This window comes from Actinokineospora diospyrosa (genome assembly GCF_024171925.1).
Taxonomy (GTDB): Bacteria; Actinomycetota; Actinomycetes; order Mycobacteriales; family Pseudonocardiaceae; genus Actinokineospora; species Actinokineospora diospyrosa.
Genome location: NZ_JAMTCO010000003.1, coordinates 152,224 through 178,971 on the forward strand (window position 1 = coordinate 152,224; position 26,748 = coordinate 178,971).

Annotated in this window: 24 protein-coding genes; 11 read left to right on the forward strand and 13 right to left on the reverse strand. The window is 72.8% G+C overall.

Features of this window, described 5'->3' with window-relative positions:
* Nucleotides 1–3: 3 nt before the first annotated feature.
* Together LV75_RS05870 and LV75_RS05875 are read right to left on the reverse strand one after the other, a co-directional pair.
* A complete protein-coding gene (locus LV75_RS05870; protein WP_253885619.1) occupies nt 4–1,398 on the reverse strand; it encodes a family 2B encapsulin nanocompartment shell protein in 1,395 nt (464 codons plus the stop codon).
* A gap of 102 nt (nt 1,399–1,500) precedes the next feature.
* Entirely contained in the window at nt 1,501–2,928 is a 1,428-nt protein-coding gene (locus LV75_RS05875; RefSeq protein ID WP_253885620.1) for a family 2B encapsulin nanocompartment shell protein, read from the reverse strand.
* 362 nt (nt 2,929–3,290) lie between these two features.
* On the opposite strand from LV75_RS05875, the gene dprE2 reads away from it, so the two are divergent.
* Nucleotides 3,291–4,028, forward strand: a complete 738-nt coding sequence (gene dprE2 / locus LV75_RS05880; protein ID WP_253885621.1) for a decaprenylphospho-beta-D-erythro-pentofuranosid-2-ulose 2-reductase — start codon at nt 3,291–3,293, stop codon at nt 4,026–4,028.
* 589 nt (nt 4,029–4,617) lie between these two features.
* Here dprE2 and LV75_RS05885 read toward each other — a convergent pair.
* Genes LV75_RS05885 through LV75_RS05910 form a run of 6 tightly spaced genes read right to left on the reverse strand, consistent with a single transcriptional unit; the run spans nt 4,618 to nt 11,570 of the window.
* Nucleotides 4,618–6,207, reverse strand: a complete 1,590-nt coding sequence (locus tag LV75_RS05885) for a class I adenylate-forming enzyme family protein (protein WP_253885622.1) — start codon at nt 6,205–6,207, stop codon at nt 4,618–4,620.
* Complete coding sequence (locus LV75_RS05890; protein ID WP_253885623.1) at nt 6,191–7,003, reverse strand: class I SAM-dependent methyltransferase; 813 nt, start codon at nt 7,001–7,003, stop codon at nt 6,191–6,193. Before LV75_RS05890 ends, LV75_RS05885 begins: the two co-directional genes overlap by 17 nt.
* Complete coding sequence (locus LV75_RS05895) at nt 6,996–8,306, reverse strand: protoporphyrinogen/coproporphyrinogen oxidase (protein ID WP_253885624.1); 1,311 nt, start codon at nt 8,304–8,306, stop codon at nt 6,996–6,998. The genes LV75_RS05890 and LV75_RS05895 overlap by 8 nt, the downstream gene beginning before the upstream one ends.
* Entirely contained in the window at nt 8,303–9,259 is a 957-nt protein-coding gene (locus LV75_RS05900) for a UbiA family prenyltransferase (RefSeq protein ID WP_253885625.1), read from the reverse strand. The genes LV75_RS05895 and LV75_RS05900 overlap by 4 nt, the downstream gene beginning before the upstream one ends.
* On the reverse strand, nt 9,256–10,380 hold the full coding sequence (locus LV75_RS05905; protein WP_253885626.1) for a DegT/DnrJ/EryC1/StrS family aminotransferase: 1,125 nt from the start codon (nt 10,378–10,380) through the stop codon (nt 9,256–9,258). The genes LV75_RS05900 and LV75_RS05905 overlap by 4 nt, the downstream gene beginning before the upstream one ends.
* Entirely contained in the window at nt 10,377–11,570 is a 1,194-nt protein-coding gene (locus tag LV75_RS05910; protein WP_253885627.1) for a DegT/DnrJ/EryC1/StrS family aminotransferase, read from the reverse strand. The genes LV75_RS05905 and LV75_RS05910 overlap by 4 nt, the downstream gene beginning before the upstream one ends.
* Nucleotides 11,571–11,828: 258 nt before the next feature.
* Here LV75_RS05910 and LV75_RS05915 point away from each other — a divergent pair, with 258 nt between their 5' ends.
* The 7 genes from LV75_RS05915 to LV75_RS05945 all read left to right on the forward strand — a co-directional run bounded on the left by LV75_RS05915 (nt 11,829) and on the right by LV75_RS05945 (nt 18,907).
* Nucleotides 11,829–12,848, forward strand: coding sequence for a Gfo/Idh/MocA family oxidoreductase (locus tag LV75_RS05915; RefSeq protein ID WP_253885628.1), 1,020 nt, complete (start codon nt 11,829–11,831; stop codon nt 12,846–12,848).
* Nucleotides 12,845–13,675, forward strand: a complete 831-nt coding sequence (locus LV75_RS05920; protein WP_253885629.1) for a sugar phosphate isomerase/epimerase family protein — start codon at nt 12,845–12,847, stop codon at nt 13,673–13,675. Before LV75_RS05915 ends, LV75_RS05920 begins: the two co-directional genes overlap by 4 nt.
* 1 nt (nt 13,676) lies before the next feature.
* Nucleotides 13,677–15,011 carry a M20/M25/M40 family metallo-hydrolase gene (locus tag LV75_RS05925; RefSeq protein WP_253885630.1) on the forward strand — a complete coding sequence of 445 codons (1,335 nt, stop codon included), beginning with the start codon at nt 13,677–13,679 and terminating at the stop codon, nt 15,009–15,011.
* Nucleotides 15,008–16,132, forward strand: a complete 1,125-nt coding sequence (locus LV75_RS05930) for an Ldh family oxidoreductase (RefSeq protein ID WP_253885631.1) — start codon at nt 15,008–15,010, stop codon at nt 16,130–16,132. The genes LV75_RS05925 and LV75_RS05930 overlap by 4 nt, the downstream gene beginning before the upstream one ends.
* Nucleotides 16,132–17,058 (forward strand): Gfo/Idh/MocA family protein, encoded by a 927-nt coding sequence (locus LV75_RS05935; RefSeq protein ID WP_253885632.1) that lies wholly within the window; start codon nt 16,132–16,134, stop codon nt 17,056–17,058. Before LV75_RS05930 ends, LV75_RS05935 begins: the two co-directional genes overlap by 1 nt.
* Before the next feature lie 167 nt (nt 17,059–17,225).
* Nucleotides 17,226–17,624 (forward strand): DUF6917 domain-containing protein, encoded by a 399-nt coding sequence (locus LV75_RS05940; RefSeq protein ID WP_253885633.1) that lies wholly within the window; start codon nt 17,226–17,228, stop codon nt 17,622–17,624.
* A complete protein-coding gene (locus LV75_RS05945) occupies nt 17,621–18,907 on the forward strand; it encodes an NAD(P)/FAD-dependent oxidoreductase (RefSeq protein ID WP_253885634.1) in 1,287 nt (428 codons plus the stop codon). The genes LV75_RS05940 and LV75_RS05945 overlap by 4 nt, the downstream gene beginning before the upstream one ends.
* A 24-nt stretch (nt 18,908–18,931) precedes the next feature.
* On the opposite strand, the gene LV75_RS05950 is transcribed toward LV75_RS05945, so the two are convergent.
* Nucleotides 18,932–20,176 carry a nucleotide sugar dehydrogenase gene (locus tag LV75_RS05950; RefSeq protein WP_253885635.1) on the reverse strand — a complete coding sequence of 415 codons (1,245 nt, stop codon included), beginning with the start codon at nt 20,174–20,176 and terminating at the stop codon, nt 18,932–18,934.
* A gap of 34 nt (nt 20,177–20,210) precedes the next feature.
* Nucleotides 20,211–20,537, reverse strand: coding sequence for a hypothetical protein (locus tag LV75_RS05955; protein ID WP_253885636.1), 327 nt, complete (start codon nt 20,535–20,537; stop codon nt 20,211–20,213).
* Nucleotides 20,538–20,710: 173 nt separating this feature from the next.
* On the opposite strand from LV75_RS05955, the gene LV75_RS05960 reads away from it, so the two are divergent.
* Together LV75_RS05960 and LV75_RS05965 are read left to right on the forward strand one after the other, a co-directional pair.
* Nucleotides 20,711–21,502: a DUF3050 domain-containing protein gene (locus LV75_RS05960; protein ID WP_253885637.1), complete on the forward strand. Its 792-nt coding sequence runs from the start codon at nt 20,711–20,713 to the stop codon at nt 21,500–21,502.
* A gap of 205 nt (nt 21,503–21,707) precedes the next feature.
* Nucleotides 21,708–22,250, forward strand: a complete 543-nt coding sequence (locus LV75_RS05965; RefSeq protein WP_253885638.1) for an EF-hand domain-containing protein — start codon at nt 21,708–21,710, stop codon at nt 22,248–22,250.
* Nucleotides 22,251–22,396: 146 nt separating this feature from the next.
* Here LV75_RS05965 and LV75_RS05970 read toward each other — a convergent pair whose 3' ends face one another.
* Both LV75_RS05970 and LV75_RS05975 read right to left on the reverse strand, forming a co-directional pair.
* Entirely contained in the window at nt 22,397–23,845 is a 1,449-nt protein-coding gene (locus LV75_RS05970; RefSeq protein ID WP_253885639.1) for an AlkA N-terminal domain-containing protein, read from the reverse strand.
* 296 nt (nt 23,846–24,141) lie between these two features.
* Nucleotides 24,142–24,735, reverse strand: coding sequence for a TetR/AcrR family transcriptional regulator (locus tag LV75_RS05975; protein WP_253885640.1), 594 nt, complete (start codon nt 24,733–24,735; stop codon nt 24,142–24,144).
* 103 nt (nt 24,736–24,838) lie between these two features.
* Here LV75_RS05975 and LV75_RS05980 point away from each other — a divergent pair, with 103 nt between their 5' ends.
* Entirely contained in the window at nt 24,839–25,042 is a 204-nt protein-coding gene (locus LV75_RS05980) for an antitoxin (RefSeq protein ID WP_253885641.1), read from the forward strand.
* A gap of 39 nt (nt 25,043–25,081) precedes the next feature.
* Here LV75_RS05980 and LV75_RS05985 read toward each other — a convergent pair whose 3' ends face one another.
* Nucleotides 25,082–26,713, reverse strand: a complete 1,632-nt coding sequence (locus LV75_RS05985; RefSeq protein WP_253885642.1) for an ABC-F family ATP-binding cassette domain-containing protein — start codon at nt 26,711–26,713, stop codon at nt 25,082–25,084.
* Nucleotides 26,714–26,748: the final 35 nt, after the last annotated feature.

Here is a 26,748-nt window from a genome sequence, read left to right on the forward strand (position 1 = left end):
ATCTCACAGTCCGATTTGGACGTTCTCCAGCACGCCGAGCGCGTCCGGGACCAGCACCGCGGCGCTGTAGTAGGTGCTGACCAGGTACGACATGATCGCCTTGTCGTTGATCCCGGTGAACCGCACCGACAGGCCCGGCTCGTACTCGTCCGGGATCCCGGTCTGGTGCAGGCCGATCACGCCCTGGTCGGACTCGCCGGTGCGCAGCACGATGATCGAGGTGATCCCGGTGTCGCTCACCGGGATCTTGTCGCACGGCAGCAGCGGCACCCCGCGCCAGGACTGCACCTGCTTGCCGTGCACCTCGGTCGTCGGCGGGTACAGGCCGCGCTTGGTGCACTCGCGGCCGAACGCGGCGATCGCCCTGGGGTGGGCCAGGAAGAAGTTCGACCTGCGCCGCCGCGCCAGCAGCTCGTCGAGGTCGTCCGGGGTCGGCGCGCCCTCGCGGGTGTGCAGCCGCTGGCGCAGGTCGGCGTTGTGCAGGAAGCCGAAGTCCCGGTTGTTGATGAGCTCGTGCTCCTGGCGCTCGCGCAGCGCGTGGATGGTCAGCCGCAGCTGCTGCTCGACCTGGTCCATCGGCTGGTTGTAGAGGTCGGCCACCCGGGTGTGGATCTTGAGCATGGTCTGCGCGACGGACAGCTCGTACTCGCGCGGGCTGCCCTCGTAGTCGACGAAGGTGCCGGGCAGCTCGTGCTCGCCGGAGTGCCCGGAGGACATGGCGATCTCGGCCTCGCCGTGCTTGTTCGTCCGGTTGGGCGGGCTCGCCCGGAACTCGTCCACGTGCTGGCGCAACGCGGCCGAGCGCTCCTGCAGTGACAGGAACTCCGAGCGCGACAGCGACATCACGATGCACGCGGTGCTGGCCTTGGCGGTGAAGTCCCAGGTGGCGTCGGCGTCGATGAGCCCGCGGTCGCCGAAGAACTCGCCGTCGGCCAGGACCGCGAGCACGGCCTCGTCGCCGAAGTGGCCCTCGGTGTAGGTGGTGACCTTGCCGTGCGCGATCAGGTGCACCGCGTCGGCCGGGCGCCCGCGCTCGACGATCGTGTCGCCCGCGCTGAACTCGCGCTGGGTGAACCGGTTCGCCAGCTCGGTGAGCGCGCCGACGTCGGCGAGGCCGCGCAGCAGGGCCAGCTCGCGCAGCTCGGTCGGCACGATGTCGACGTCGGCGCCGGTGTTGGTGAAGGTGACCCGGCCGTCGCCCAGGGTGTAGCTGAGCCTGCGGTTGACCCGGTACACCGCGCCCTGGGCCTCGACCCACGGCAGCATCCGCAGCAGCCAGCGCGGGCTGATCTCCTGCATCTGCGGGACGGACTTGGTGGTGGTCGCGAGGTTGCGCGCCGCCTTGGTGCTCAGGCTCTGCTGGTCCTGCTCGGAAGCGGTGTCGAGTAGCTCGGTCACGCCGATGACCCCCGGTGGTGGGTGGAACTTTGTGGGTGAAGGAGTGGGTGAAGGAGTGGGTGGACGTGGTGCCCCGCGCGGACGCGGGGCACCACGAGGGGGTTAGAGACCGATCTGGACGTCGTCGAGCACGGCCAGCGCGTCGGGCACCAGCACCGCGGCCGAGTAGTACGCGGTGACCAGGTAGGACAGGATCGCCTTGTCGTTGATCCCCATGAACCGCACCGACAGGCCCGGCTCGTACTCGTCGGGCAGCCCGGTCTGGTGCAGGCCGATGACGCCCTGGTTGTCCTCACCGGTGCGCAGCACGATGATCGAGGTGGTCCGGGTGTCGCTGATCGGGATCTTGCTGCACGGCAGCACCGGGACCCCGCGCCAGGACGGCACGTGGTGCCCGCCGATCTCCACCGAGGCCGGGTAGATCCCGCGCTTGCTGCACTCGCGGCCGAACGCGGCGATCGCCTTGGGGTGGGCGAGGATGACCGAGGGGTCCTTCCACACCTTCGCCAGCAGCTCGTCGAGGTCGTCGGGGGTGGGCGCGCCGGTGCGCGCGTGCACCCGCTGGCGCGGGTCGGCGTTGTGCAGCAGGCCGAACTCGCGGTTGTTGATGAGCTCGTGCTCCTGGCGCTCGCGCAGCGCCTCGATGGTCAGCCGCAGCTGCTGCTCGACCTGGTCCATCGGCTGGTTGTAGAGGTCGGCCACCCGGGTGTGCACCTTGAGCACGGTCTGCGCGACCGAGAGCTCGTACTCGCGCGGCGAGACCTCGTAGTCCACAAAGGTCTCCGGCAGCTCGACCTCGCCGGTGTGGCCCGCGGCGAGGTTGATCGGGACCTCGCCGTCCTGCTCGTGCGCGCCGCTGGCCAGGTACGCCTCGACGTGCGCGCGCAGCGTCGGCACCCGCTCGAGGAGGTCCTGGAACTCGTTGCGGCGCAGGGAGAGCACGGTGACCGCGGTGGCGGCCTTGGCGGTGAAGTCCCAGATCTTCTCCTGCAGCAGGCCCCACTGGTCGAAGTACTCGCCGTCGGTGACCACGCCGACCACGGTCTCGTCGCCGTACTGGCCCTCGGCGCGCTGCTCGACCCGGCCGTGCGCGATGACCAGGAACCGGTCGGCCGCGTGCCCCCACTCGACGAGCGTGTCGCCCGCGGCGTAGTCCTCCTGCCGGAACAGCCCGGCCAGCGCGGTCAGCGCCTCCTCGTCGTCGAAGTCGCGCAGGAAGGACAGTTCGCGCAGGTCCCCGGAGACCACCCGGGGCTGGGCGTCGGCCCGGTTGACGGTGATCCGCCCGTCCCCGACGACGTAGTCGATCGCGATCCGCCCGTCGCCGACGACGTAGCTGCGGCGCTGGTTGACCCGGTAGGTGCCGCCCCCGACGTGGGTCCACGGCAGGACCCGCAGCAGCCAGCGGGAGGTGATCTCCTGCATCTGCGGGACGGACTTGGTGGTGGTCGCGAGGTTGCGCGCCGCCTCGGTGGTGAGGCTCTGCTGCGGGGGCGCTTCGCCGCCGACAGGGCGCAGGGTCTCGGTCACGGTGCTACCGCCAATCGCTCATCCTGGAAAGGGAAGGTCGCGTGGGACAATGCGGGCGACACCGAAAAACCGCGATGGCGGAAAGCACCTCACTTTCATGTTCGCACTGGTGAGGGCCCCGGTGTCCGCCTCGAACGTCGCTTCGCCATTGTCGACGGCGTTGAAGCTAGCACCGCGAATTCGTGACAGTACAGTCCCCGAATCGGCTGGTTATAACCCAAGAGAACCGACCGGATTCAGCGATAAGGCAGACCGCGAGTAGTCATGTCGGGGCTCGATCACTCGATCTTGCGCCCGATTGGGCCGGACGTGACGCAGGGATACCTCGGATGGACGTAGCGTGAGCGCGGCACACTGGTGGGATGAGCGGTGTGGTGGTCGTCCTCGGCGGGCGCAGCGAGATCGGACTAGAGGTGGCGCGCCTGCTCGCGCCCGGCCGAACCCTGGTCCTGGCCGCCAGGAGGTCCGGTGATCTTGATCACCAACGCGCCGCCCTGACCGCCGTGGGCGCCACCGCCGTCCACCCCCTCGAGTTCGACGCGGACGACCTCACCACCCACCAGTCGTTCGTTCAGGGCATCGTCGACACCCACGGTCCGATCGACACGGTCATCGTGTCCTTCGGCATCCTCGGCGACCAATCCCGCGCCGAGACCGACGCGGCCCACGCCCTCTCCATAATCCACACCGACTACGTCGCCCACGTATCCGTCTTGACACACCTGGCGACCCTGCTCCGAGCCCAGAACTCCGGCACCCTCATCGTCTTCTCCTCCGTGGCGGGAGTCCGAGTCCGCCGAGCCAACTACGTATACGGCTCAGCCAAAGCAGGCCTGGACGGCTTCGCCAGCGGCCTGTCCGACGCCCTAGCAGGCTCCGGCGCCCGCCTACTCCTGGTCCGCCCCGGCTTCGTAATCGGCCGCATGACCGACGGCATGCCCCCCGCCCCGTTCTCCTCAACCCCACCCCAAGTCGCCGCCGCCACAGTCCGGGCGCTGCGCAAGGGACGAGGAGAGGTCTGGGTCCCCGCAATCCTGCGCCCCGTCTTCTTCTGCATGCGCCTTCTCCCTCGCCGGCTATGGCGCAAGCTCCCCCGCTAAGGGGAGTGAGAAGCAGAGCAGAAGACAGACGGGCGACTTGATGCGTATCGAGTTGATATGTATGCAGTCGAGTCTGCGGGCATATGTGTTTCGATAACGCGCGATCTCGCGTAGCTGCCCTATTTCACCTGGTCAACCCTGGACAGTCGGACCCGGCGGTGCCAGCCCAGCTGCCGTCAGGACCGGCCCCAGCCCACCTACCCAGCCCCTGGACACTCGGAACGGCCGGTGCCATCCCAGCCCGCTCTCGTCAGCCCACCTTCCCAGCGCCTGGACAGTCGGACTCGCTGGTGCCAACTGCTCGATGGGGTGGACCTGTTTTGTGTGGGGGGGACGGCACCCGTAGCGTTTCCGCGCGGCAGGGCCTGCTTTTGGGCCCCTGCTTTGCGGTTCTGCCACGGGTGTCGTAGGGGCCCCGCGCAAAACAGGTCCACCCCATCGAGCAAAGCTCGAAAATCGCGGATCGGGCCCGATGTTGCCGCCAGGCAACGAGGCGTCCGATCCGGTGGCCGAGGTCGCCGCTAGGCGACGAGGCCGACCGTTCTGGGTCGCGACGCCGCAGGCGAGCCGACCCCAGCCCCCGCCTACATCAAGTCCACCGACCACTGCCAAACGTATCCTGCCCCGCCCTCAACACCGCCCTCAACTCCATCCGCCGGACCTTCCCCGTCCCCGTCCGCGGAATCTGCTCCCACGCCAACACCACCGGCTCCGCCAACGCAGGCAGATCACGCAGCGCACTACGCCACAACACCGGGTCCAGGACCCCGTCCCGCGTCACCACCACCGGCTGCGGCAACTTCCCCGGCGTCCCCAGCACCACGCACTCCACCACGTTGGGTACCCGTTCCTCGAGCACGTCCTCCAGCTCCACACAACTGGCCCCGGGAAGGACATCCACCTCCCGGTCCAGCATCAAGTACGCCCCCCACCGGGTGCGCATCCCGACGTCCCCGGTGTTCCACCACTCGCCATCGGTCTTCGCCGACCACCGCGAGTGCTCACCCACGTAATCAACGCACTGGGTCGCGGAATCAACCAGTACCAGCCCGGGAGTTCCCCGCGGCACCGGCAAGAACGTGTTCGGGTCGACCACGCGCAGGCGCGTCCGTCCCGGTGCCGGGCGGCCGAGGTTGCGGGTGGTGGGGTGGCGGGCGTCGCGGCGGGACAGGGAGCGGCGGGTGAGGAAGCGGAAGGTGAGCGGGCCGGTCTCGCTCTGGCCCCAGACCTGCACCCACAGCGGGCGCCTGCGGGTGCCGTGCAGGAACGCGCGGACCGTCGGCGGGTGGACCGCGTCGAAGGTGCTGACGAACACCCGGACGTCGCGCAGCGGGTGGTCGGGGCGTTCGAGCAGGGGGCGCCAGCGGACGAACGTGGACGGCAGCGCCTCCAGGGTCGTCGGCGGGTGGGCGCGCAGCAGGGGCTCGGCTTCGTCGGCGGTGTCGACGATCAGGATTTCGCGCGGGGCCAGCCACAGGGCGCTGACCGTCCACGGCACCGCGCGCCCGTGGCTGAACGCGATCGCCGAGCAGACCGTGTCCCGCTTGCGGGCCGACACGATCGGCAGCCGGGTGCACTCGCCGCCCGCCAGGCCCAGCACCAGCGTGCGGTTGGTGTGCACCACCAGCTTCGGCACGCCCGTGGTGCCCGAGGTGTGCACGATCAGCAGCGGCTCGTCGTCGTCGCGGGTGACCGGGGCGGGCGGCTCGTGCCCGGTGAGCCGCTCCAGGTTGATGGTGTCCGGGTAGCGGCCCTCCAGGGTGACCGTGCGCGCCGCCCGCGAGATCAGCGTGATGCCGTGCGCGCGGGCCGTGTCCAGCACCGCGCGGGTGGTGATCAGCAGGGCCGGGTCGAGCCGCTCGAGCAGGACCTCCAGCGCGTGCGGTGCCAGCTGGTCCGACAGCAGCGCTGGCACGGCCCCGATCCGGACCGCGGCGCAGGCCAGCAGCACGTAGTCCCAGTGGTTGCGCTTGACGATCGCCACCCGCTCGCCGGGGCGCACCCCGGCGGTGTGCAGCCACCCGGCCGCGTTGCGCACCAGGGCGGCCAGCGCCGCGACGTCGTAGCTGGTGCCGAAGTCGGGCGCGATGTCCAGCGGCCGGGCGAGCCGGACCACGGTGCGGGTCCGGCGGGTCACCAGCTCGTCGAACAGGGTGCCCAGGTCACGCGGCTTGCTCATCGCCGCCCTTCCGGCCGGTCACCGCGATCATCACCTGGGACAGCCAGCGCACCCCGGGGTCGGCGAGGTCGGCCAGCGCGGCGGCCACCTCGGCGTCGGAGACCAGGCCGCGGCCCACCATCGCCGGGCGCAGGTGCTCCAGCCACAGCGCGAACCAGCGCCCCTGCGGGGTCCCGCCGGTCACCACCTCGGCCCGCCCCTCGGCGCGCACGTCGAGCAGCCCGGCCGCCAGCGCGAGGTCGACGTCGAGCAGGCCGCAGCGCGGGTGGTAGCCGGACTCGGCCATCACCGCGTACGCCGCGTCGCGCACCCTGGGCCGCAGCACCCCGTCCGCGGTGGCCAACGTCGTCGCCGTATCGGTGTCCTCGAGCACGAGGTGCCCGCCGGGGCGCAGCGCGGCGACCATCCGCCGCACGGCGGACTCGCGGTCCGCCAGGTGCTGCACCACCAGCCGCGCGTGCACCACGTCGTAGCCCGCGCCGGGGAGCCCGTCGCGCAGGATGTCGGCCTCGTGCAAGGCGATCCCGTGCTGGCGCAGCCACAACGCGCGCGAGATGTCGATGTCCACCGCCGTGACGCAAGCGCCCTGCTCGGCGAGCCACCCCGCGATCGAACCGTGCCCGGCGCCGACCTCCAGGCACCGCGTCCCCAGCCCGATCCCCAGCGCCGCCAAGCGACTGCGCGTGCCCGGGTCCCAGAGCCGCTCGCCGACCGAGAGCCGCTCCTGCTCGCGGGCGAAGGAGGTGCCGAAGACGTAGCTGATCGCCGGGCGGCCGGAGACAACCTGCTCAGCCACGGGCCACCGCCGGGGAGTCCGCGGTCGACAGCCGCTCGGCCACCAGCTCGGCCGACCGGACCGCGGCCTCGCTGCTGGGGCGCAGGGTGTACCAGTCGCCCACGTACTCGACGGCCGCGGGCGCGCGGTCGGCGAACTCGGCGCGGGCGGCGAGCGCGGCGGCGGTGGGCATCGGCAGGCCGTGCTCGAACCGGGTGACCGCGGTGTCGCGCAACGCGTGCGCGAGGCCGGGCAGGTACTGCTCGGCGTGCGCGACCAGGGTCCGGCTGATCTCGTCGTCGCTCGCGCCGATCAGGTCCCGCACCGCGCCGGGGCTCACCACCAGGCTGACCATGCCCCGGCCCGCGGGGACCCGCCCGAGGTGCTTGCGGTCGTCGAACACCACACCCGCGAGGACCTCGTTCTCCACCTCGGGCACGGCGAGCGCGAACGAGCCGGGCAGCGCGTCCAGCGGCCGCGACAGCGGGCAGACCACCTTGATCATCGGGCGGTACCGGCACAGCCGCACGTACTCCGGGGCGCCCGGGTGCAGGTCGGCGGCGACCGGGGCGGGCACGGCGAGCACGACGGTCCGCGCGGTCAGCGGGGTGCGGTCGGCGACCAGACGGGCGCCGGTGCCGGTGGTGGCGACCTCGCGGACCGGCACCCCGGTGCTGACCTCGACCTGCTCGGCCAGCCGCCGCGCCAGGGTGTCCATGCCCTCGCGGTAGGTGCGGAAGGTCTTGGTCGCGCCGACGGCGAGCAGGTGGCTGACGAACGGGCCCGCGCACGCTTCGGCCGTGTCCCAACCGAAGTAGCCACCCGCCAGCGGTTGCAGCAGGTAGTCGTGCAGGTCGCCGTGGCTGATCTCGGCGATGGTGCGGGTGCCCAGCGGGGTCGCCTCGGGGGCGTCCACGTCGTAGGCCCTGCGCCGGGCCGCCGCGCCACCGAGCAGGGCGATCAGGTCGAGCCGGGCCGCGACGCCGAGCCCGGCGCCGGTGAGCAGCGCGCGCGGGTCGCCGACGTGCCGGTGCGCCCGGTCGTCGCGCCACATGGCCAGGTCCGCGCCGATCAGCGGGATGTCGTCGTGGCACAGCCGCAGGTCGTCGATCAGCCGCCAGGTCGCCGGGTAGCCGGTGGTGCCGATCATCTCGGCGCCGGTGTCGGCGATGAACCCGTCGCGGTGCACGGTGCGCATGCGGCCGCCGATGTCCTCGGCCGCCTCGAAGACGTGCACGGACCTGCCTTGCGCGCGCAGGCGGAACGCGGTGGCCAGGCCGGCGATCCCGGCTCCGACGACGGCGACATCCAGATCTGGGCTCACGAACCGGCTCCAACCAGGAGGATCAGGTTGACCGCGATCAGCGTCGCGGTGGTGCTGCGGTGGGCGCGCAGGCCGAAGGACCGGGCGGCGAGCAGGTCGCCGAGGCCGACACCGCGGCGCAGTTGCGCGACCCGCACGCCCATGGCGGGCAGCATCGCCAGCCCGAACCACCAGGGCGCGGGGCCGAGACCGGCCGCGGTGACCACGAGGGACACCTCGGCGACGGTGAGACCGGCGATGAACGCCTTGTTCCCCAGGGGACCAAGGACCGCGGCGACCGTGGGGCGCCCGACGGCGGCGTCGCCCTCGGCGTCGCGGGTGTTGGAGTACACGCCGAACAGCAGCGGCCCGAGTCCGAAGAGGACAGCTTGGACCGCGCCGAACCCGGTGACCCCGCCGGTGCTCAAGCCGGTGCCGACGAGGACGAGCCCGGCGCCGAAGCCCACCAGGAACACCTCCTGCCAGCCGCGGTAGCTGATCTTGAGACCCCAGGAGTACTGGACCGAGGAGGCCAGGCACACCGCGGCGACCAAAATAGTCCACAGTGGAGCGAACGGCGCCACCGCGAAGGCGAGCACCCACAGCCCGGCTCCGGCACCCGCGGTCAGCCAACCGAACCGGATGGCCTCCGCCTCGCTCAGTTCCCCGGTGAGCAACGGCTTCCTGGCCAACTTGCGGGCGGGCGCGTCCGGGCCGTAGTTGGCGGCGTCGCTGCCGTCGCGGTAGCCGGTGACGTCGTCGAAGGCGACCGACCCGGCCACGACCAGGACCGTGCCGAGGCCGAAGACCAGCAGCGGGACCAGGGCCGACGGGCGGAACCCGGCCAGCGACCAGGCCAGCGGCAGCGCCAGGTAGTAGTCCCAGACGTCGAGCTTGGCCAGTCTGGCGTAGGCGCCCAGCCGCAGCCGGATGTCGACCGGGGCGAGCGGCCCTTGGGAGAGCGGCATGGTCATCGGGGACTCCCGGGGAAGTCGCAGACCGCGTCGGCGATGTGTTCGACCTGGGCGTCGGTCAGGTGCGGGTAGATGGGCAGGGCGAGGGTGCGGGCGCTGGCCAGTTCCGCGTGCGGCCAGTACTGCCCGGGGCGGGCGTAGGGGGCGAACGCGGGCTGGGCGGGCAGCGGGGCCGGGTAGTAGACGTGGCTGCCGACCCCGCGGGTGGCCAGGTGCCGCTTGAGGTCGTCGCGGCGGTCGGCGAGCAGCGAGTACACGTAGAAGCAGCGGCCGTCGCGCCCCGGCGGCGGTGGCTGCACGCCGCGCTCGACCAGCGGGGCGAACCGCTCGGTGTAGTAGTCGGCGATCTCGGCGCGGCGGCGCAACCGCGCGCCGAGGCCGGGCATCCGGTGCAGTTGGAAGTCGGCCATGACCTCGTCGAACCGGCTGTTGTGGCCTACCACGTGGTGCACGAACCGGGTGTGCCCGTCCTGGCCGTGGTTGCGCAGCATCCGCACCATCCGCCCGAGTTCGGGGTCGTCGGTGACCACCGCCCCGCCCTCGCCGATCGTGCCGAACGTCTTGACCTGCACGAAGGAGAACACGCCAGCGTCGCCCCAGCGGCCAGCGGGCAGACCGGCGAGCACACCGCCCTGCGCCACCGCGGAGTCCTCGACCAGCCGCACCCCGTGCCGGATCGCCAACTCGCGCATCGTGGGCATGTCGGCCATCACGGAGAACATGTGCGCGGGCATGATCGCCGCGGTCCGGCCGGACATGGCGGCCTCGACCTCGTAGGGCTCCACGACCATCGTCCACGGGTGCACGTCGGCGAACACCGGGGTCGCCCCGACCGAGATCACCGACGACGCCAGCGGCGCGCAGCCGAACGCGGGGACCACCACCTCGTCGCCCGGCCCGACCCCCATCGCCCGCAGCACCAACGTCAGCGCCGTCGTCCCGCTACCGCAGGCGACGACGTCCGCCGCGCCGATCTGCAACCGCAGCGCCTGCTCGAAAGCCGCCGTGCGGTCGCCGAGGATGAACCGCTGCCCCGGCGCGGTCCCGATGCGGAACACCGTCTCCAGGACCACATCCCGCTCGTGGTCGAACAGGTCCGGCGGGAAGAACGGGAGCGTCACGCGCCACCCCCGCCGTAGAAGGCGCGGACCAGCGAGCACACCCGGTCCACTTGGGTCTCGGTGAGGTCGGGGTAGAGCGGTAGCGCCAAAGCGTTCGCGCAGGCGGCCTCGGCGTTCGGGAACTGGCCGCGGCGGTAGCCCAGGTGGGCGAAGCAGGGCTGCAGGTGCAGCGGCACCGGGTAGTACGTCTCGGTGCCGACGGAGTGCGCGGCCAGGTACGCCGCCAGTGCGTCGCGGTGGTCGACCTCGACCAGGTAGACGTAGAACACCGGGTTCGTGTCCACCTCCCGCTCGACGACCGTCGGCAGGCGGCGCACGCCGGGGCACCCGCGCAGGCCGTCGGTGTAGAGCGCGGCGAGGCGGCCGCGCCGCGCGATGTCGGCGTCCAGGGTGCCCAGCTTGGCCAGCAGGACGGCCGCCTGGATGTCGTCCATCTTGCTGTTGAGGCCGGGCAGCGTGGTCTCGGTGGAGATGCCGGGGAAGTTGTCCAGGGTGCGCCCGAACCGGCCGTGGTGGCGCAACGCGGCGGCGGTCTCGGCGATCCGGTCGTCGTCGGTGATCACCGCGCCCGCGTCGCCGAGCGCGCCGAGGGTCTTGGTGGGGAAGAACGAGAGCACCCCGCCCGCGCCGTGCAGACCGGCGTGCCTGCCGTCCCAGCGCATCCCGATGGCCTCCGCGCTGTCCTCGACCACGGTGAGCGCGTGCCGCTGGGCGAACGCGGCCACCGCGCCGAGGTCGGCGAGTTGGCAGAACAGGTGCACCGGCATCACCATCCGGGTCGCCACGGTGACCGCCGCGCTGGACAGGTCGACGCCGTAGCTCACCGGGTCGATGTCGGCGAAGGTCGGCGTCCCACCCGCGAGCACCACCGACGAGGCCGAGGCGACGAAGCTGAACGCGGGCACCACCACCTCGTCGCCCGGCTGCAACCCGGCCGCGCGCAGCAGCAGCACCAGCGCGTCGGTGCCGGAGTTGACCCCGATCACGTGCCCGGCGCCCAGGTGCTCGGCCAGCGCCCGCTCGAAGCGCTCGACCAGCGGGCCGTGCGAGTACTTGCCCCGGTCGACCACCGCGTCCAGGTTGTCCTTGATCGACGGCCACAGCGCGGTGAACGACGCCGCCTGGGTGAAGAAGGGGACCGCGGGCGCGGCCGCCGTCCCCCGGTCCGCGACTACCGCGGCGTGCTCCATGCCTGTCCCCGCTACTTGTCCCTGCGCGGCGTACCCGCGTCCGCTGGTCCGCCGCCGACCCGCGCCAGACTCCACTGGCGACCCGACACCCGCCCCAGGCCCGGCATCGGGTCCAAACTAGGCGGTCGACATCCTTTGCGCGGCAACACAAACAAAAGATCACACGGTCGTGTGGCGGTCGGGGGTCCGCGTTGACACACCCGCGTGGGGGACACCAGGGTTGGCGCGTTCCAGGAGCCAGGAGGAGGCACGCCACCCATGCTGGGCACGCTCGTGGTCGGGCTCGGCCGGGCAGGCGCGGGCCTGCACCTGCCGGTGCTGCGCAAACTCGGGCACGGCGGCGGCAGGCCGTTCGGCCGTCCCCCGATCACCGTCTACGACCCGGGGCGCGCGCCAACCGACGGCGCCGACGGGACCGACCTCGGTGACGTCGCGGTGGCGCACTCGCTGGCGCACGCGGCCACGCTGCTCGACCCGGCGCGGACCGTGGTGCACCTGTGCACCGGTCCCAGCGCCCGGTTGCGGCCGCTGACCGAGCTGGCCGACCTGGGGTTCCGCCGGTTCCTGGTGGAGAAGCCGCTGGCCGCCGACGAGGTGGAGCTGCGCGAGATCCTGCGGCTGCGCGACCACGGTGGCCTCGACCTGCTGCCGGTCGCGCAGTGGCGCTGCAGCGAGCTCACCGCCCGGATCCGGGGCGTGCTGACCGGGGGGCGCCTCGGGCACCTCAAGTCGATCGAGTTCACCCAGTCCAAGCCCCGCTTCGCCCGCACCCTCGCCGGTGACGACCACCCGAGCGCCTTCGACGTCGAGGTGCCGCACTCCCTCGCGGTGGCGCTGTCGCTCGCCGGTCGGGCCGAGGTCGTCGGCGCGGGGTGCGCGGACATGCTGCTCGGCGACGCGGTGTTCCCGGCGATGGGCAGTGCCTGGCTGCGGCTGCGGCACGCCGACGGGGTGCACACCGACATCCGCGCCGACCTGACCTCCCCGGTGCGCGAGCGGCGGGTCACCGTTGAGCTCGAGGGCGGCACGCTGGTCGGGCACTACCCGATCAGCGCGGCGGACGAGTACGCGCAGCTGTCGGTGCGGACCCGCGGCGGCAAGGTCGACTCGGTGTTCCGCGACGACTCGCTCGCCGCCTTCCTGGCCATGGCGTACCGGCACTTCGACGGCGCCGAGCCGATCGCCGACGAGCCAGCCACCGGCGCCGCCGTGGTGACCATCCTGTCCGAGGCGAAGCGGTGGGCCGGGTTGCGCGCGCCGGTGGGGGCGCAGCGGTGACCGTGCTGGCCGGGATCGGCGACGAGGCGGGGACCGGGCTCGCCGAGCAGGTGGCGGCGATCGCGGCGCTGGGGTGGTCGGCCATCGAGCTGCGCACCGTGGACGGGGTCGCGCTGGCGGAGCTGACCGACGAGGCGTTCGACCGGGTCGCGGGCACCCTCGCGGAGTTGGGGCTGCGCACGGTCTGCGTCGACTCGCGCATCGGCGACTGGTCGACCGCGATCACCCGCGACTTCGGGCTCGACCTTGCGGAGTTGCGGGTGCTCGCCGACCGCTGCGGGCGATTGGGCACCCGGTACGTGCGGGTGATGTCGTACCCGAACGACGGGCTGCACCCCGACGAGTGGGAACACCGGGCGCTGCGCCGGATGCGGGAGCTGGCCGCGCGCGCCGAACAGGCGGATCTGGTGCTGCTGCACGAGAACTGCGCCGGGTGGGCCGGGTCGGACGCCATGCGCGCGGTGCGGATGCTGGAGGAGGCCGACAGCCCGGCGCTGCGGCTGCTGTTCGACACCGGCAACGGGATCGCTTACGGCTACCCCGCCGTGGACTACTTGCGGCCGCTGGTCGAGCACGTCGCGCACGTGCACATCAAGGACGGCGTCGCCACCCCGAACGGTCCTGAGTGGACTCTCCCGGGCGCGGGCAACGCCGATGTGGCCGGATGCCTGGCGATGCTCACCGAGCACGGCTACCAGGGCGCGCTCTCGATCGAGCCGCACCTGGCGCTGCGCCCGCACGAGCAGGAGCGCGGCACCGGCTCGGCGGACGGGTTCATCGCGGCCGGGCGCGCGCTGGAGGCCCTGCTGGCCCCAGCGGGCCGGTGACGTGACCGCGTTCACCGACGCCGACGCGGCCCTGCTGCTGCGGCTGATCAACCTGCCGACGGCGGGCCCGTTGGAGGGGGTCGAGCCCGCGTTGCTGCGGGAGGCGCAGTACCTCTACGCGGACGCCGCCGGTGACTTCTCCGTCGAGCACCACGCGCCAGCGGATCAGTCCGATATGGACCTACCGGGGGTCCCGCAGGTGGTCCGGACCGCCGCGCGGGTACCGAGTTTCCTCGCCGGACAACCGAACCTGGTACTGCGCCTCGGGCCGCGGGACGCCCCGACGGTCATGTTCAACGTGCACCTGGACACCGTCGCCGGGCACGAGCGCGGCCGCTACGACGGGACCGCGGTCCACGGCCGGGGCGCGGTCGACGCGAAAGGGCCCGCGGTGGCGCTGCTGGCCGGGGTGCGCGCGGCCCGGCGGCTGGATACCAGGGTGGGTACCGAGATCGCGGTGCTCATCCAGGCCGTGTCCGGCGAGGAGGGCGGCGCGATGGGCACCTTCGGCACCCGCCCGCTGGTCCGGGCCGGGTACTACGGCGCCCTGAACATCTTCTGCGAACCGACCGGCGGCCGGTACCTGCCGAGGGCCACGGCGTCGGCGACCGCGCGGGTCCGGGTCACCGGGACCGGGTCGATCGACGACCGCCCCGGCGACGGGCACAACGCGACCGTGCTGCTGGGCTTCCTCGCCCAGCACCTGGCCGGGCAGTTGGCAGGCGAGCAGGCGTGCATCGCCGGGCTGCACACCGGGACCAGGCACAACCGCGTCTACGGCAGCGGCGACCTGCTGGTCAACCTCGCCTACGCCGACGACGGGGCGGCGCTGACCACCGCGCTGGACCGGGCCGTCGCCGACGGGGTCGCCCGCTTCGGCGAGACCTTCGCCCGGGTCCCCGAGCTGGCCCGCACCGCGGCCGACGCGCACCGGGTGACCACAGTGGACTGGCTCAAGCGCGGCCTGCCCGCGCTCGCCGGCGCCGACCCGTGGCTGGACGCGGTGATGGCCGCCGCCGCGGTGCCCGAGTGGCCGCCGACCGAGCCCGCGTTCACCTGCGACGCCATCTGGATGGCCGGGGTCCCCGGCGCCGCCACGGCCGTGCTCGGCCCCGGTGACCTCGCCGCCAACAACGCGCACGCCGAGGGCGAGTTCGTCGCCGTCGCGGACCTGTCCGCCTTCGCCGAGCAGGTCTCCCGCGTGCTGCGCGCGTTCGCCGACGCCCCGAGAAGCACCCCGCCACCCGCCCGGCAACCCGCTCAGCAACCCGCCCCGCCACTCACCCAGTCACCCGCCCCGCCACCCACCCCACCGACCAGAACGGCACGGCAATGACCGAACTGGCCCCACCCCCCACCGCCAGCCCGTCCGCGCACGGCGTGCGCGTCGCCCACGACGACCTGCTGCGGTTCACCGCGGCGGTCTTCACCGCGCACGGCATCCCGCCGGAGCGCGCCAAGGCCGCCGCGACCGCCCTGTGCCACGGGGACATCACCGGTACGACCTCGCACGGCCTGGTCAACCTGACCCGGATCTACCTGCCGCTGCTGACCACCGGCCGCGCGCGGGCCGACGCCGAACCCAGGGTGCTGGCCGACCGGGGTGCCACGGTCCTGCTCGACGGGCAGGGCGCGCTCGGCCTGTGGCTGGCCGGTGAGGCGATGGACCTGGCCACCCGGCGGGCGGCGGAGTACGGGATCGGCCTGGTGTCGGTGCGCGGCGGCACCCACTTCGGCTGTGCCGGACCGCACGCGCTGCGGGCCGTGGCGCACGGCATGGTCGGTGTGGTGGCGGCCAACTGCGGGCACCAGCGGATCGCGCGCCCGCCGGGCGGCCGGGTGCCGATGCTGGGCACGAACCCGCTCAGCGTGGCCGCGCCCGCGGGCGCGAACCCGCCGTTCCTGCTGGACATGAGCACCACGACCGTCCCGACCGGCAAGGTCAGGGCCGCGGCGCGGGCGGGGGACCCGGTCCCCGAGGGCTGGCTCGCCGACGACGCGGGCGCGCCGGTCACCGACCCGGCCAGGTTCGACGACGGCGAGGCCCACCTGACCTGGCTCGGCGGGGCGGGACCGGGGCAGTACAAGGGTTTCGGGCTCGGGTTGATGGTCGAGGTGCTGGCCGCGCTGGTGCCCGGCGCGGGCCTGGGCCCCTCGCCCGCCGCGCTGTCGGTGGACGGGGCGCCGGACGACGACATCGGCTACCTCGTCCTGGCCATCGCGCCCGCGGCGTTGCGGCAGCCGGGCATCTACCAGCGCGAGGCCGGGTCGCTGTTCGGGGCGCTGCTGGCGTGCCCGCCGATCGAGCCGGGCGGCGAGGTGTCCTACCCCGGTGTCCCGGAGGCCCGGCACGCGGAGCGGTCCCGCCGCGACGGTGTCCCGGTGGGCCGCGAGCTGTTCACCGAGTTGTCCGCGCTGGGCGAGCGGCTGGGCGTGGCGCCACCGGGGGTGTGCTGATGCGCATCGGCGTGATCGGCCTCGGGGTGATCTCCCGGTACTACCTGGCCGCGCTCGGTGAAGGCGGCCCGCTGCGCCTGGCCGCGGTGTGCGACGTGCGCCCGGAGGCGCTGGCGCCCTACCGCGACGAGGTCCCGTGCTGGCGCGACCACCGGGACATGATCGCCGCGGGTGGCCTCGACGGGGTCGTGGTGACCGTGCCGAACGACCAGCACGCGCCGGTCTGCGCCGACCTCCTGGACGCGGGACTGCCGGTGTGCGTGGAGAAACCCCTGGCGACCCGGCTGCGCGACGGCGTGGCGCTGGCCGAGTTGGCCGCCACCCGCGGCGCGGTGCTGTTCACCTCGTTCCACCGCCGCTACAACGCCCGGGTCGGCGCCCTGCTGGAGGGCCTGCCGCGCGGGGTGCCGGTGGAATCGGTCCGGGTCCGCTACCTGGAGCGCATCGAGGACCACGTCGGCACCGACGGCTGGTACCTCGACCCGACCCGCTGCGGCGGCGGTTGCGTGGCCGACAACGGCCCCAACGCCTTCGACCTGGTCCGGATGCTGCTCGGCGCGCTCAAGGTGTCCGATGTGGACATAGTCAGGGACTCCCTCGGCGTCGACCGCCGCGCCCTGGTGGAGCTGTCCGCGGAAGGCGGCGCCTCGGCGACCGTGGAACTGGACTGGGACCACCCGGGCGAGACCAAGGACATCGAGGTCCGCCTGGCCGACGGCACCGTCCACCGGACCGACATGCTGGCGGGCTTCGCGGGCTTCAAGCAGTCCCTGTGGCACGAGTACGCCGGGGTCCTGCGCGCCTTCACCCTGGCCATCCACACCGGCGGCGTCGACCGCGACGGCCTGGCGGCACTCGCGCTGGTGGACGCGGCCTACCGGGCTGAGCAGTGGTCGCGGCCCGCATTGATCGGCGAGGCAACGTGATCGGGTGGCTGTGTGATCGGGGACGGCTGTGTGATCGGGGACGCGGCAGTCGCGTTGGTGGGCGCGGCGTACCGGGCTGAGCAGTGGTCGCGGTCCGCGCTGATCGGGGAGTCGGCGTGATCGGGGTAGCGGTGTGATCGGGGAGCCAAGGTGATCGGGGATGCGCTGTGATCGAGGACGGTAGCAAGCGGACGGTGTCCGGGGTGCTGGTGAAGGTGCTGGTGCACCGGCGCGAGGACCGGGGGATGCGGTTGGAGGAGTTCGCCAGCCGGTGCGTGCGGCAGGGGGAGGTGCACGAGCTGGTGACCACCGACCACGGTGTCGGGGACGGCAGCATCGACCGGGTCGGGTTCCTCGGGTTCGCCGAGATCCGCGACGGCGGGGTGATCGACCGCGGTGACGAGGTGCGCATCGGCGGGCAGGTGGTCGGCACCGTGCTCGGGTTCGACGCGTGCCACTTCCCGAACCACTACAACATCCTGATCAGCCGGGAGGTACCGGTGACCGGCGAGCAGATCGCGCTGTCGCCGGAGTCGACCGTCCACTTCGTCCAGTCCGCCTCGTGAAGCGGGCGGTCGTCGCGGGCGGCAGCGTCGCCGGGTTGCTCGCGGCCCGGGTGCTGCGCGAGTGGGCCGACGAGGTCGTGCTCGTCGAGCCGGACCTGTTGCCCACCGGCCCGTTCTCCCGGCCGGGGACCGCGCACGCCGAGCAGTTCCACGTGCTGCTGGGGCTCGGCCAGGAACTGCTGGCGCACTGGTTCCCCGGCCTGCTCGACGACTTGGTGGCCGCCGGGGTGGTGGTGTGCACACCCGGCCGGGACGGGCGGATGTTCGTCGACGGGCAGCCCCGGCCGGTGGTGGCGGGCGATGTGCTGGTGCCGTTCTACCGGCCGTTGCTGGACTGGCACATCCGCGAGGCGGTGCTCCCCACCGTCCGGCTGCTGCCCGACCGGGTGGTGGGACTGCTCGGCGGGTCGCGGGTCCAGGGCGTCCGGTTGGCCTCGGGGTCCGTTGTGGACGGTGCGGACCTGGTGGTGGACGCCACCGGTCGCGGGAGCCGGTTGGGCACGTGGTTGGCCGACGAGGGTTTCCCCGGCCCACCGCGCACCCGGGTCGAGCTGGACCTCGGGTACGCCACCGCGCTCTACCACCGCACCCCCGACCAGCGCCTCGACGACCTGCTCGCCGTGCACTCGCTGCGCTCGCCCGTCTCGGCCCGACCGGGGGTCAGTTGCATCGCGCCGCTGGGCCCGGACCGCTGGATGTGCACCATCTCCGGCTACGGCGACGACCGCCCCACCCGCGACCCGGACGAGTTCACCGCCCGCTGCCTGCTCGAACCCGCCGACGCGTTCGCCGCCCTCGCCCGCACCTGCGAACCCGCGGGCCCCGTGCGCACCCACCGCTTCCCGCACAGCCTGCGCCGCGACTTCCACCTGGTCGCCGACTTCCCCGAAGGCTTGGTCCCGGTCGGCGACGCGGTAGCCTCTTTCAACCCGATCTACGGCCAGGGCGTCCCCTCCGCCGCCCTGCACGCCTCAGCCCTGTCCGCCTGGCTGGCCACCGGCGAACCGACCACCGGCTACTTCCGCCGCCTCAAGGTCATCGTCGACGCCGCCTGGCAGACCAGCACCACCGAAGACCTCCGCCTCCCGCACGTGACCGCGGCCCGCCCGCTCACCTACCCGTTCCAGCGCGCCATCTCCAGCGCGATCGACCACGCCGCCATGACCGACCCCCTGGTCGCACAGCGGTTCGCCGAGGTGATCAACATGCGCATCCGCCCGGTCGACATGCTGACCCCGGCCGTCCTCGGCCGCACCCTGCTCGCGACCCTGCGCAAGCCCTAGAGGCGCTCCACTAGAGGCGCTCCACTAGAGGCGCTCCACGTTGTCGCCGTCCATGATGCCGCGGGTGTCGAGGACGGCCTTCGCGGTGCGGGCGATGTGGGCGAGGTCGTAGTCGCGGTGGGCCTGGAGGAGGACGACCAGGTCGGTGCCGGGGTCCACACCGGACGACGCGGGGACCGGGTCGCCGTCGACGGTGAAGGTGGGGGCGTGCGGGTCGTGGTAGCTGACCTCGGCGCCGAGGGCGCGCAGTTGGCGGACGACCCCGGTGGCCGGGGACTGGCGCAGGTCGGCGACGTCGGCCTTGTAGGTGACGCCGAGCAGCAGGACGCGGGCGCCGAAGACGCGGCCGCCGTCGCGGGCGAGGATGTCGCGGGCGCGGCGCACGACGTAGCCGGGCATGCCGGTGTTGACCTCGTGCGCGGTGGTGACCACCGAGCAGGGCAGGCCCTCGGCGCGCGCCCGGTTGGCCAGGTACCTCGGGTCGACCGGGATGCAGTGCCCGCCGACGCCGGGGCCGGGGGAGAAGGGCTGGAAGCCGAAGGGTTTGGTGGCCGAGCAGCGCAGCACGTCCCACACGTCGATGCCGAGCCGGTCGCAGAACACCGCGAGTTCGTTGACCAGGGCGATGTTCACCAGGCGGTAGCTGTTCTCCAGCAGCTTCGAGGTCTCCGCCTCGCGCAGCCCGGCCGCCACCACCACCGAGTCCACCAGCAGCTCGTAGAACGCCGCGCACCGCTTGGCGCACACCGGGGTCAGCCCGGCCACGACCTTGGGCGTGTTCTCCAGCACGTACTCGCCGTTGCCCGGGTCGATCCGCTCGGGCGAGTAGCCCAGGTTGAAGTCCACCCCGGCCACCAGGCCGCCGGATTCCAGCAGCGGCAGCAGGACCTCCTCGGTGGTGCCCGGGTAGCTGGTCGACTCCAGCACCACCAGGCTCCCCGGCCGCAGCCGCGCCCCCACCGCGCGCCCGGCCGCGAGCACCGCGCGCAGGTCCGGTTCGCCGTCGACCAGCCCGGTCGGCACGCAGATCACCACGGTGTCCGCTGTGGACACCGCGGCGAAGTCCGCGGTCGCGGTGAACCCGGCGGCGAGCATCCCGGCGATGGCCGCGGCGCCGATGTCCTGCACGTGCGAGCGCCCCGCGGCCAACCCGGCGACCACCTCGGCGTCGGTGTCGACACCGACCACCGCGAGTCCCGCCGCCGCGGCCCGCCTGGCCAGCGGCAGTCCGACGTAGCCGAGTCCGACCACCACGAGATCCGCAGACACGGGATCGGTGTTCCTTCCTCCGGGGGCCGGTCGCTCAGACGCTGAAGCTGCCGACCGGGCTGACGTGCGTGCCGTTGCCCGGGGCGAGCTCGTGCACCGGGAAGATCGGGAAGACGCACAGCGGGTCGTGGTAGATGGTCACCACCCGGTCGGTCTGGTTGATCATCACGTGCGAGGCGAGCGGCAGCGTGTAGCACCCGCTCGGCGCGCGGAAGACGGTGACCGGCTTGAACTCGAACTGGAACACCACGATCTGGTTCGGCTGGGGCGGCGGCTCGGCCGCGGCGGCGGTGGGCGCGAGCGCGAGTGCGGCCAGCGCCGCGCAGGACAGGGTGGCCAGAGCCGAGCGGGCGAACCGCATCGCGGGGTCCTTCCTCGGTGATCGGGTGCGTGCTGCCCATGCTGGTCATTTCCCCACCCACCCGCAGTCGCCGATTCGGGTACGGGTTTTCACCTCATTGATAAGTGGCGCGTGACGGCCGGTGTCCTTAGCGTCCGCTAGAACAGGCTGGACCGGCGAAGGGCAAGGTGGAGATGACCCGCTACGACTGGGTGCGGTCACACCCCGGTGTCGACTGCGTCGTGGCGGGCGCCGAACCCGTGCTCGCCGAGGCCGCCGCGCACCCGCTCTACCGGCGGATCAGCACCCCGGCCGAGGTCGCGGTGTTCATGTCGCACCACGTGTTCGCGGTGTGGGACCACATGTCCCTGCTCAAGAGCCTGCAGAACGAGCTGACCTGCGTGCGCGTCCCGTGGGTGCCGACCGGGGCGCCGCTGTGCCGCAGGCTCGTCAACGACATCGTGCTGGTCGAGGAGAGCGACCAGTTCGGCGAGGGGTTCGTCAGCCACTACGAGCTGTACCGGCACGCGATGACCGAGGCGGGCGCGGACACCCTCGCCATCGACACCTTCCTCGACCTGCTGCGCGCCGGGTCACCGGTCTCCGACGCGCTCGTCGACGCCGCGGTGCCCGGCCCGGCCGCGGACTACTTGCGGTCCACTTGGGAACTGGTGGGCGGAGCGCCGGTGCACTGCCGGGCCGCCGCGTACGCGTTCGGCCGCGACGACCTGCTGCCGGGGATGTTCCACCGGGTGCCGCGCGAGCACGAGCCGCTGCCCCTGTTGCGCGCCTACATGCGCAGGCACCTGGAGATCGACGCGCAGCAGCACCTCCCGATGCCGATGCAGATGGTGGCCGACCTCTGTGGACCGAACGAGGCGAAGTGGGCCGAGTGCGTCAGCACCGTGGTGGGGGTGCTGCGCGCGCGGATCCGGTTGTGGGACGGCATCACCGCGGCGATGGACCGGGAACTGGCGACGACGTGACCGGGTGGCGGGACCCGGCGTGATCGGTAATGGCATGGCGGCCATGACTACCGGTGTCCCGATCGGAGGATGCCGAATACGCCCGATTTGGGGACGCTTGAACCGGGCCCAGTCCTGCCAGCGTTGCTAGTGTCGCTGTCGTGGGGCCCGGGAAGTCCACTGTGGCTTGGCCCCGCGTTCAGACAGCCTAGGCACACGAAGGAGCATGGTCGTGACCGCTAGCGTCCAGGACAGCAGGCTGAAGCGTCGTTTCGAACTCTGGGACAGCAACGGGGACGGGACGATCGACAGGTCCGACTACGAGAGCGAGGCGCGTCGGATCCTGCAGGGCTTCGGCGAGCAGGAGAACTCCCCCAAGGGGCGGGCGCTGCTCTCGGCGTACACCTCGATGTGGGAGACGCTGGCCGACAAGGCAGGCTCGAGCCCGCAGGGCGAGGTCACGCTGCAGCAGTTCATCCAGATCACCGAGCGCGAGATCGTGCAGGCGGGTGACGCGGGCTTCGACCGCAACCTGCGCCCCTCGATCGAGGCCATCGTGGACATCGCCGACACCGACGGCGACGGCGAGGTCAGCTCGGCGGAGTTCAAGCGCTGGATGCGCGCCGCTGGCGTCGACGAGCGCCAGGCCGAGCAGTCCTTCCAGCAGCTCGACACCAACCACAGCGGCACGTTGTCGGTCGAGGAACTCGTCGACGCGGTCCGCGACTACCACCAGGGCAAGCACGACATCAACCTGCTCGGCAAGTAGTGGCGTAGCACGCACCCCGCATCGCCCCGGAACCCACGAGGTCTTCCGGGGCGATGTCGCGTCCAGGGACGCCGAAGTCCTCTGTGGAGTGCCGTGCGCGGCGCGGGGTGCGCGGTCCGAGCCGAGTCGACCTCCACAGTGGACTCCTAGAGGCGCTGCTCGCCCAGGGCCCACAGGTACTGCACGGCGTAGGCGCGCCACGGCCGCCACGCCGAGGCGTGCGCGGTCAGCGCGGTCGGGGTGTGCGGTAAGCCGAGCGACCGGGCGGCCGCGCGGACGGTCAGGTCACCGGGCAGGAACGCGTCCGGGTCGCCGAGGGCGCGCATCGCGATGGTCTCCACCGTCCACGGCCCGAAGCCGGGCAGGGTGCCCAGCCGCGCCCGCGCCCGCTCCCGGTCCGCCCCGACCCCGAGGTCCAGCGCGCCGTTGGCCAGCGCGGTCACCAGGGCCACGATGGTGTCGCGGCGGGCGCGGGGCAGCGCGAAGCGCTCCGGGTCGAGCTCGGCGAGCGTCGCGGGCGTCGGGAACAGGTGGGTCAGCCCGCCGCCCGGGTCGTGCACGGGGTCGCCGTGGTCCTGTACCAGGCGCGCCAGGTGCGCCTTGGCCGCGGCCATGGACACCTGCTGCCCGAGCACGGCGCGCACGGCCAGTTCCGCCCCGTCGACGGTGCGCGGCACCCGGCGGCCGGGGTCGCGGCGGACCATGGGGGTCAGCACCGGGTCGGCGGCGAGCAGGTCGTCCACCGCGATCGGGTCGGCGTCGAGGTCGAGCAGCCTGCGGCAGCGGCTGATCGCCCGCGCCAGGTCGCGCAGGTCGGTCAGCGCGAGCTGGCAGGCGATGTGGTCGACGGTCGGGCGCAGCGTGGCGATCCCGGTGCCGTGCGGCAACCGCAGGGTGCGCCGGTAGGCCCCGTCGCGCAGCTCCTCGACACCGGGGATGGCGGTGGCGGCGAGGAAGCCGAACAGGTTGTCCGGGCACAGCGGCTGGCGGAACGGCAGGCGCAGTGAGATCACCCCGGGGCTGGCGACCTGTCGGCCCGCGCGCAGCCGCAGCTCCGTCGGCGGCAGCGCGAACACCTCGCGCACGGTGTCGTTGAACGTGCGGATGCTGCCGAACCCGGCCGCCGCGGCGACCTCGCTCATCGGCAGCGCCGTCGTCTCGATCAGCAACCGGGCGGTCTGCGCGCGCTGCGCCCTGGCCAGCGCGAGCGGTCCGGCGCCGAACTCGGCGAGCAGCTGGCGCTCGACCTGGCGGACGCTGTAGCCGAGCCGGGCGGCCAGGCCGGGCACCCCGGCGCGGTCGACCACCCCGTCGGCGATCAGCCGCATGGCCCGGGCGGCCAGATCGGCCCGCTCGTTCCACTGCGGCGATCCGGGGCTCGCGTCCGGGCGGCAGCGTTTGCACGCCCGGTACCCCGCTTGCTGCGCCGCGGCGGCACTGGGAAAGAAAGTCATGTTCTCGGCTTTGGGCGGCATCCCGGGACAGCTTGGCCTGCAGTAGATGCGGGTGGTCCTGACGGCGGTGTAGAACCACCCGTCGAAGCGCGCGTCCCTGGACCGCACCGCACGTACGCAGCGGTCGAAATCCTCATGCACCCGGACAGGATGATGGTCGGCCGTACAGCGTCATTGGCGGTAAAACGACTTGACAGTCCAGAAAGCAGTGGCGTCGGATTTCGGCCAGCCGCCGTGCGCGCCCGGCCCGCCCGCTCGCCCGCCGACTTCCCAACAGGACCGAGCGCCCGCCCGCGCCGCCGCGCACACCGGTGGCGCGCCGTTGTTGCAGGCCAACGCCCGGCACGCGGTAGGCGCCCGGGGCGTCAGTGGCATCGGGGATCTCGGCTCCGATGACCACTCGCGCGGCCGGAGTGGCCCGACCGGGGTGGTCGGGATCAGCCCGGGACCGGCGTGACGCCGTCGAGGAGGCAGGCGAGGCCGTAGGTGTAGATGTCGACCGCGGCCGCCGCGCTGTCCGAATCGGACCCTCCGGGGTCCTGGTCGAGCTTGGCCCGGTCGTCCTCGGTGGCGATGCACTGCCAGGCGTGGGTGACCAGCAGGGTGTAGACCACCGCGGCGCGCTCGCCGAAGCCCGCGCGCTCCAGCACCGCGCGGCCGGTGTCGATCACGCCGTGCAGCGCGGGCACCCGCTCGCCGCGCACGGCCAGTCTGCGCGCGACACCGGGGTAGCGGCGCAGCACCGGGCGGGCGTCGGTCAGCAGTCGCTCGAACCACCCGCGCCAGGGCAGCTCGTCCGGCGGCAGGGGTAACTCGGCCACGACCCGCTCGAGCACGGCGGCGACGACGGCCTCGCGGTCGCCGACGTGGTGGTAGATGACCGCCGGGTAGGCGCCGATCTCACCCGCGAGCTGCCGCAGCGTCCAGTCCTCCAGGCCGTGCCGCGCGGTCAGGCCCAACGCCGCGGCCACGACCCGCGCCGGGGTGACGGCGCCCTGCCGCTTGCCGCTGACTGATGCATACGTGGCCATACGTGCACAGTAATGGGTCGGTCATCACGCGTGGTCAGGAACCAATCGGGGTACTTGACCCGTTGAGACGGGTAAGGCACCTGGAGATGGGAAGGAGCCCGAGATGCCACTGCTGAAGAAGCTCACGGCGTTGGCGGGGGCCGCCGCGGCGGCGACCAAGTACGCCAAGAAGAACCCCGAGAAGGTCAACCGGATGGCCGCCAAGGCGGGCCATTTCGTGAACCAGAAGACCAAGGGCAAGTACAGTCGCCAGATCGATGGCGCGGTCCGCCGCGTGCACACGGCGACCGGCAAGCCGCCCCGCTGAGCCAAGGCTGGGCCGCCCGCCACGGGCGGCCCAGCGCGCTCAGTCCTCGGTCACCTTGCCCGCCTCGACGCGCAGCCGCCGGGTCGTGGCCACCGCGTCGAGCATGCGGCGGTCGTGGGTGACCAGCAGCAGGGTGCCCGGGTACTCGGCGATCGCCGACTCCAACTGCTCGATCGCGGGCAGGTCGAGGTGGTTCGTCGGCTCATCGAGCACGAGCAGGTTGACCCCGCGGGCCTGGAGCAGGGCCAGGGCCGCGCGGGTCCGCTCGCCGGGCGAGAGCGTCACCGCGGGCCGCATGACGTGCGCGGCGCGCAGGCCGAACTTGGCCAGCAGGGTGCGCACCTCGGCGGTCGGCAGGTCCGGGACCTGGCGGCCGAAGGCGTCGAACAGCTCCTCCTCGCCCAGGAACAGGCCGCGCGCCTGGTCGACCTCGCCGACGACCACGCCGGGACCCAGGTACGCGGTGCCCGAGGTCAGCTCGGCGCGACCGAGCAGGGCCGCCAGCAGGGTCGACTTGCCCGCCCCGTTCGCGCCGGTGATGGCGACCTTGTCGGCCCAGCCGATCTCCAGGCTGACCGGGCCGAGGACGAACTCGCCCCGGCTGAGCACGGCGTCGGTCAGCGCGGCGACGACCGCGCCACCGCGCGGGGCGGCGGCGATCTCCATCCGCAGCTCCCACTCCTTGCGCGGCTCCTCGACCACCTCCAGCCGCTCGATCATCCGCTCGGTCTGCCGCGCCTTGGCCGCCTGCTTCTCGGTCGACTCCGCGCGCAGCTTGCGGCCGATCTTGTCGTTGTCGGTCGACTTGCGCCGGGCGTTGCGCACGCCCTTCTCCATCCAGTTGCGCTGCAACCGGGCCCTGGCCTCCAGCGACGCCTTGGTGTCGGCGAAGTCCTCGAACGCCTCGCGGGCGTGCCTGCGGGCGAGCTCGCGCTCCTCCAGGTAGGCGTCGTACCCGCCGCCGTACTCGTGGATCTGCTGCTGGTGCAGGTCGAGCTCCAGCACGCTGGTGACGGTCCTGGTGAGGAACTCGCGGTCGTGGCTGACCACGACCGCGCCGGTGCGCAGGCCGGACACGAACTCCTCCAACCTGGCCAACCCGTCGAGGTCCAGGTCGTTGGTCGGCTCGTCGAGCAGGAACACGTCGTAGCGGCTCAGCAGCAGCGAGGTGAGCCCGGCGCGCGCGGCCTGGCCACCGGAGAGCGACACCATCTCCTGGTCGAGCCGCACCCCGAGACCGATGTCGGCGGCCGCGATCACCGCGCGCTCGTCGAAGTCGGCACCGCCGAGGGCGAGCCAGCGCTCCAGGGCGACGGTGTACTCGTCGCCGTCGCCGCCCGTCGCCAACTCCTCCGCGGCGGCGTCCATGACCCGCTGCGCCTCGGCGACACCGGTGCGGCGGGCCAGGAACTGCACCACCGTCTCACCCGGACGCCGCTCCGGCTCCTGCGGCAGGTAGCCGACCGTCGCGGTCGGCGGGTTGAGCCGGACCTCGCCCTGCTCGGCGGGCAGCAGCCCGGCCAGCGTGCGCAGCAGGGTCGACTTGCCCGCGCCGTTGACGCCGACCAGCCCGATCACGTCACCGGGGGCGACGACCAGTTCCAGCTCGGCGAACAGCACCCGGTCACCGTGCCCGGCGGCCAGTCCTTTGGCGACGAGTGTGGCGCTCATGCGGGTTCCGCCCAGGGGTCGGCCGCGAACCGGGT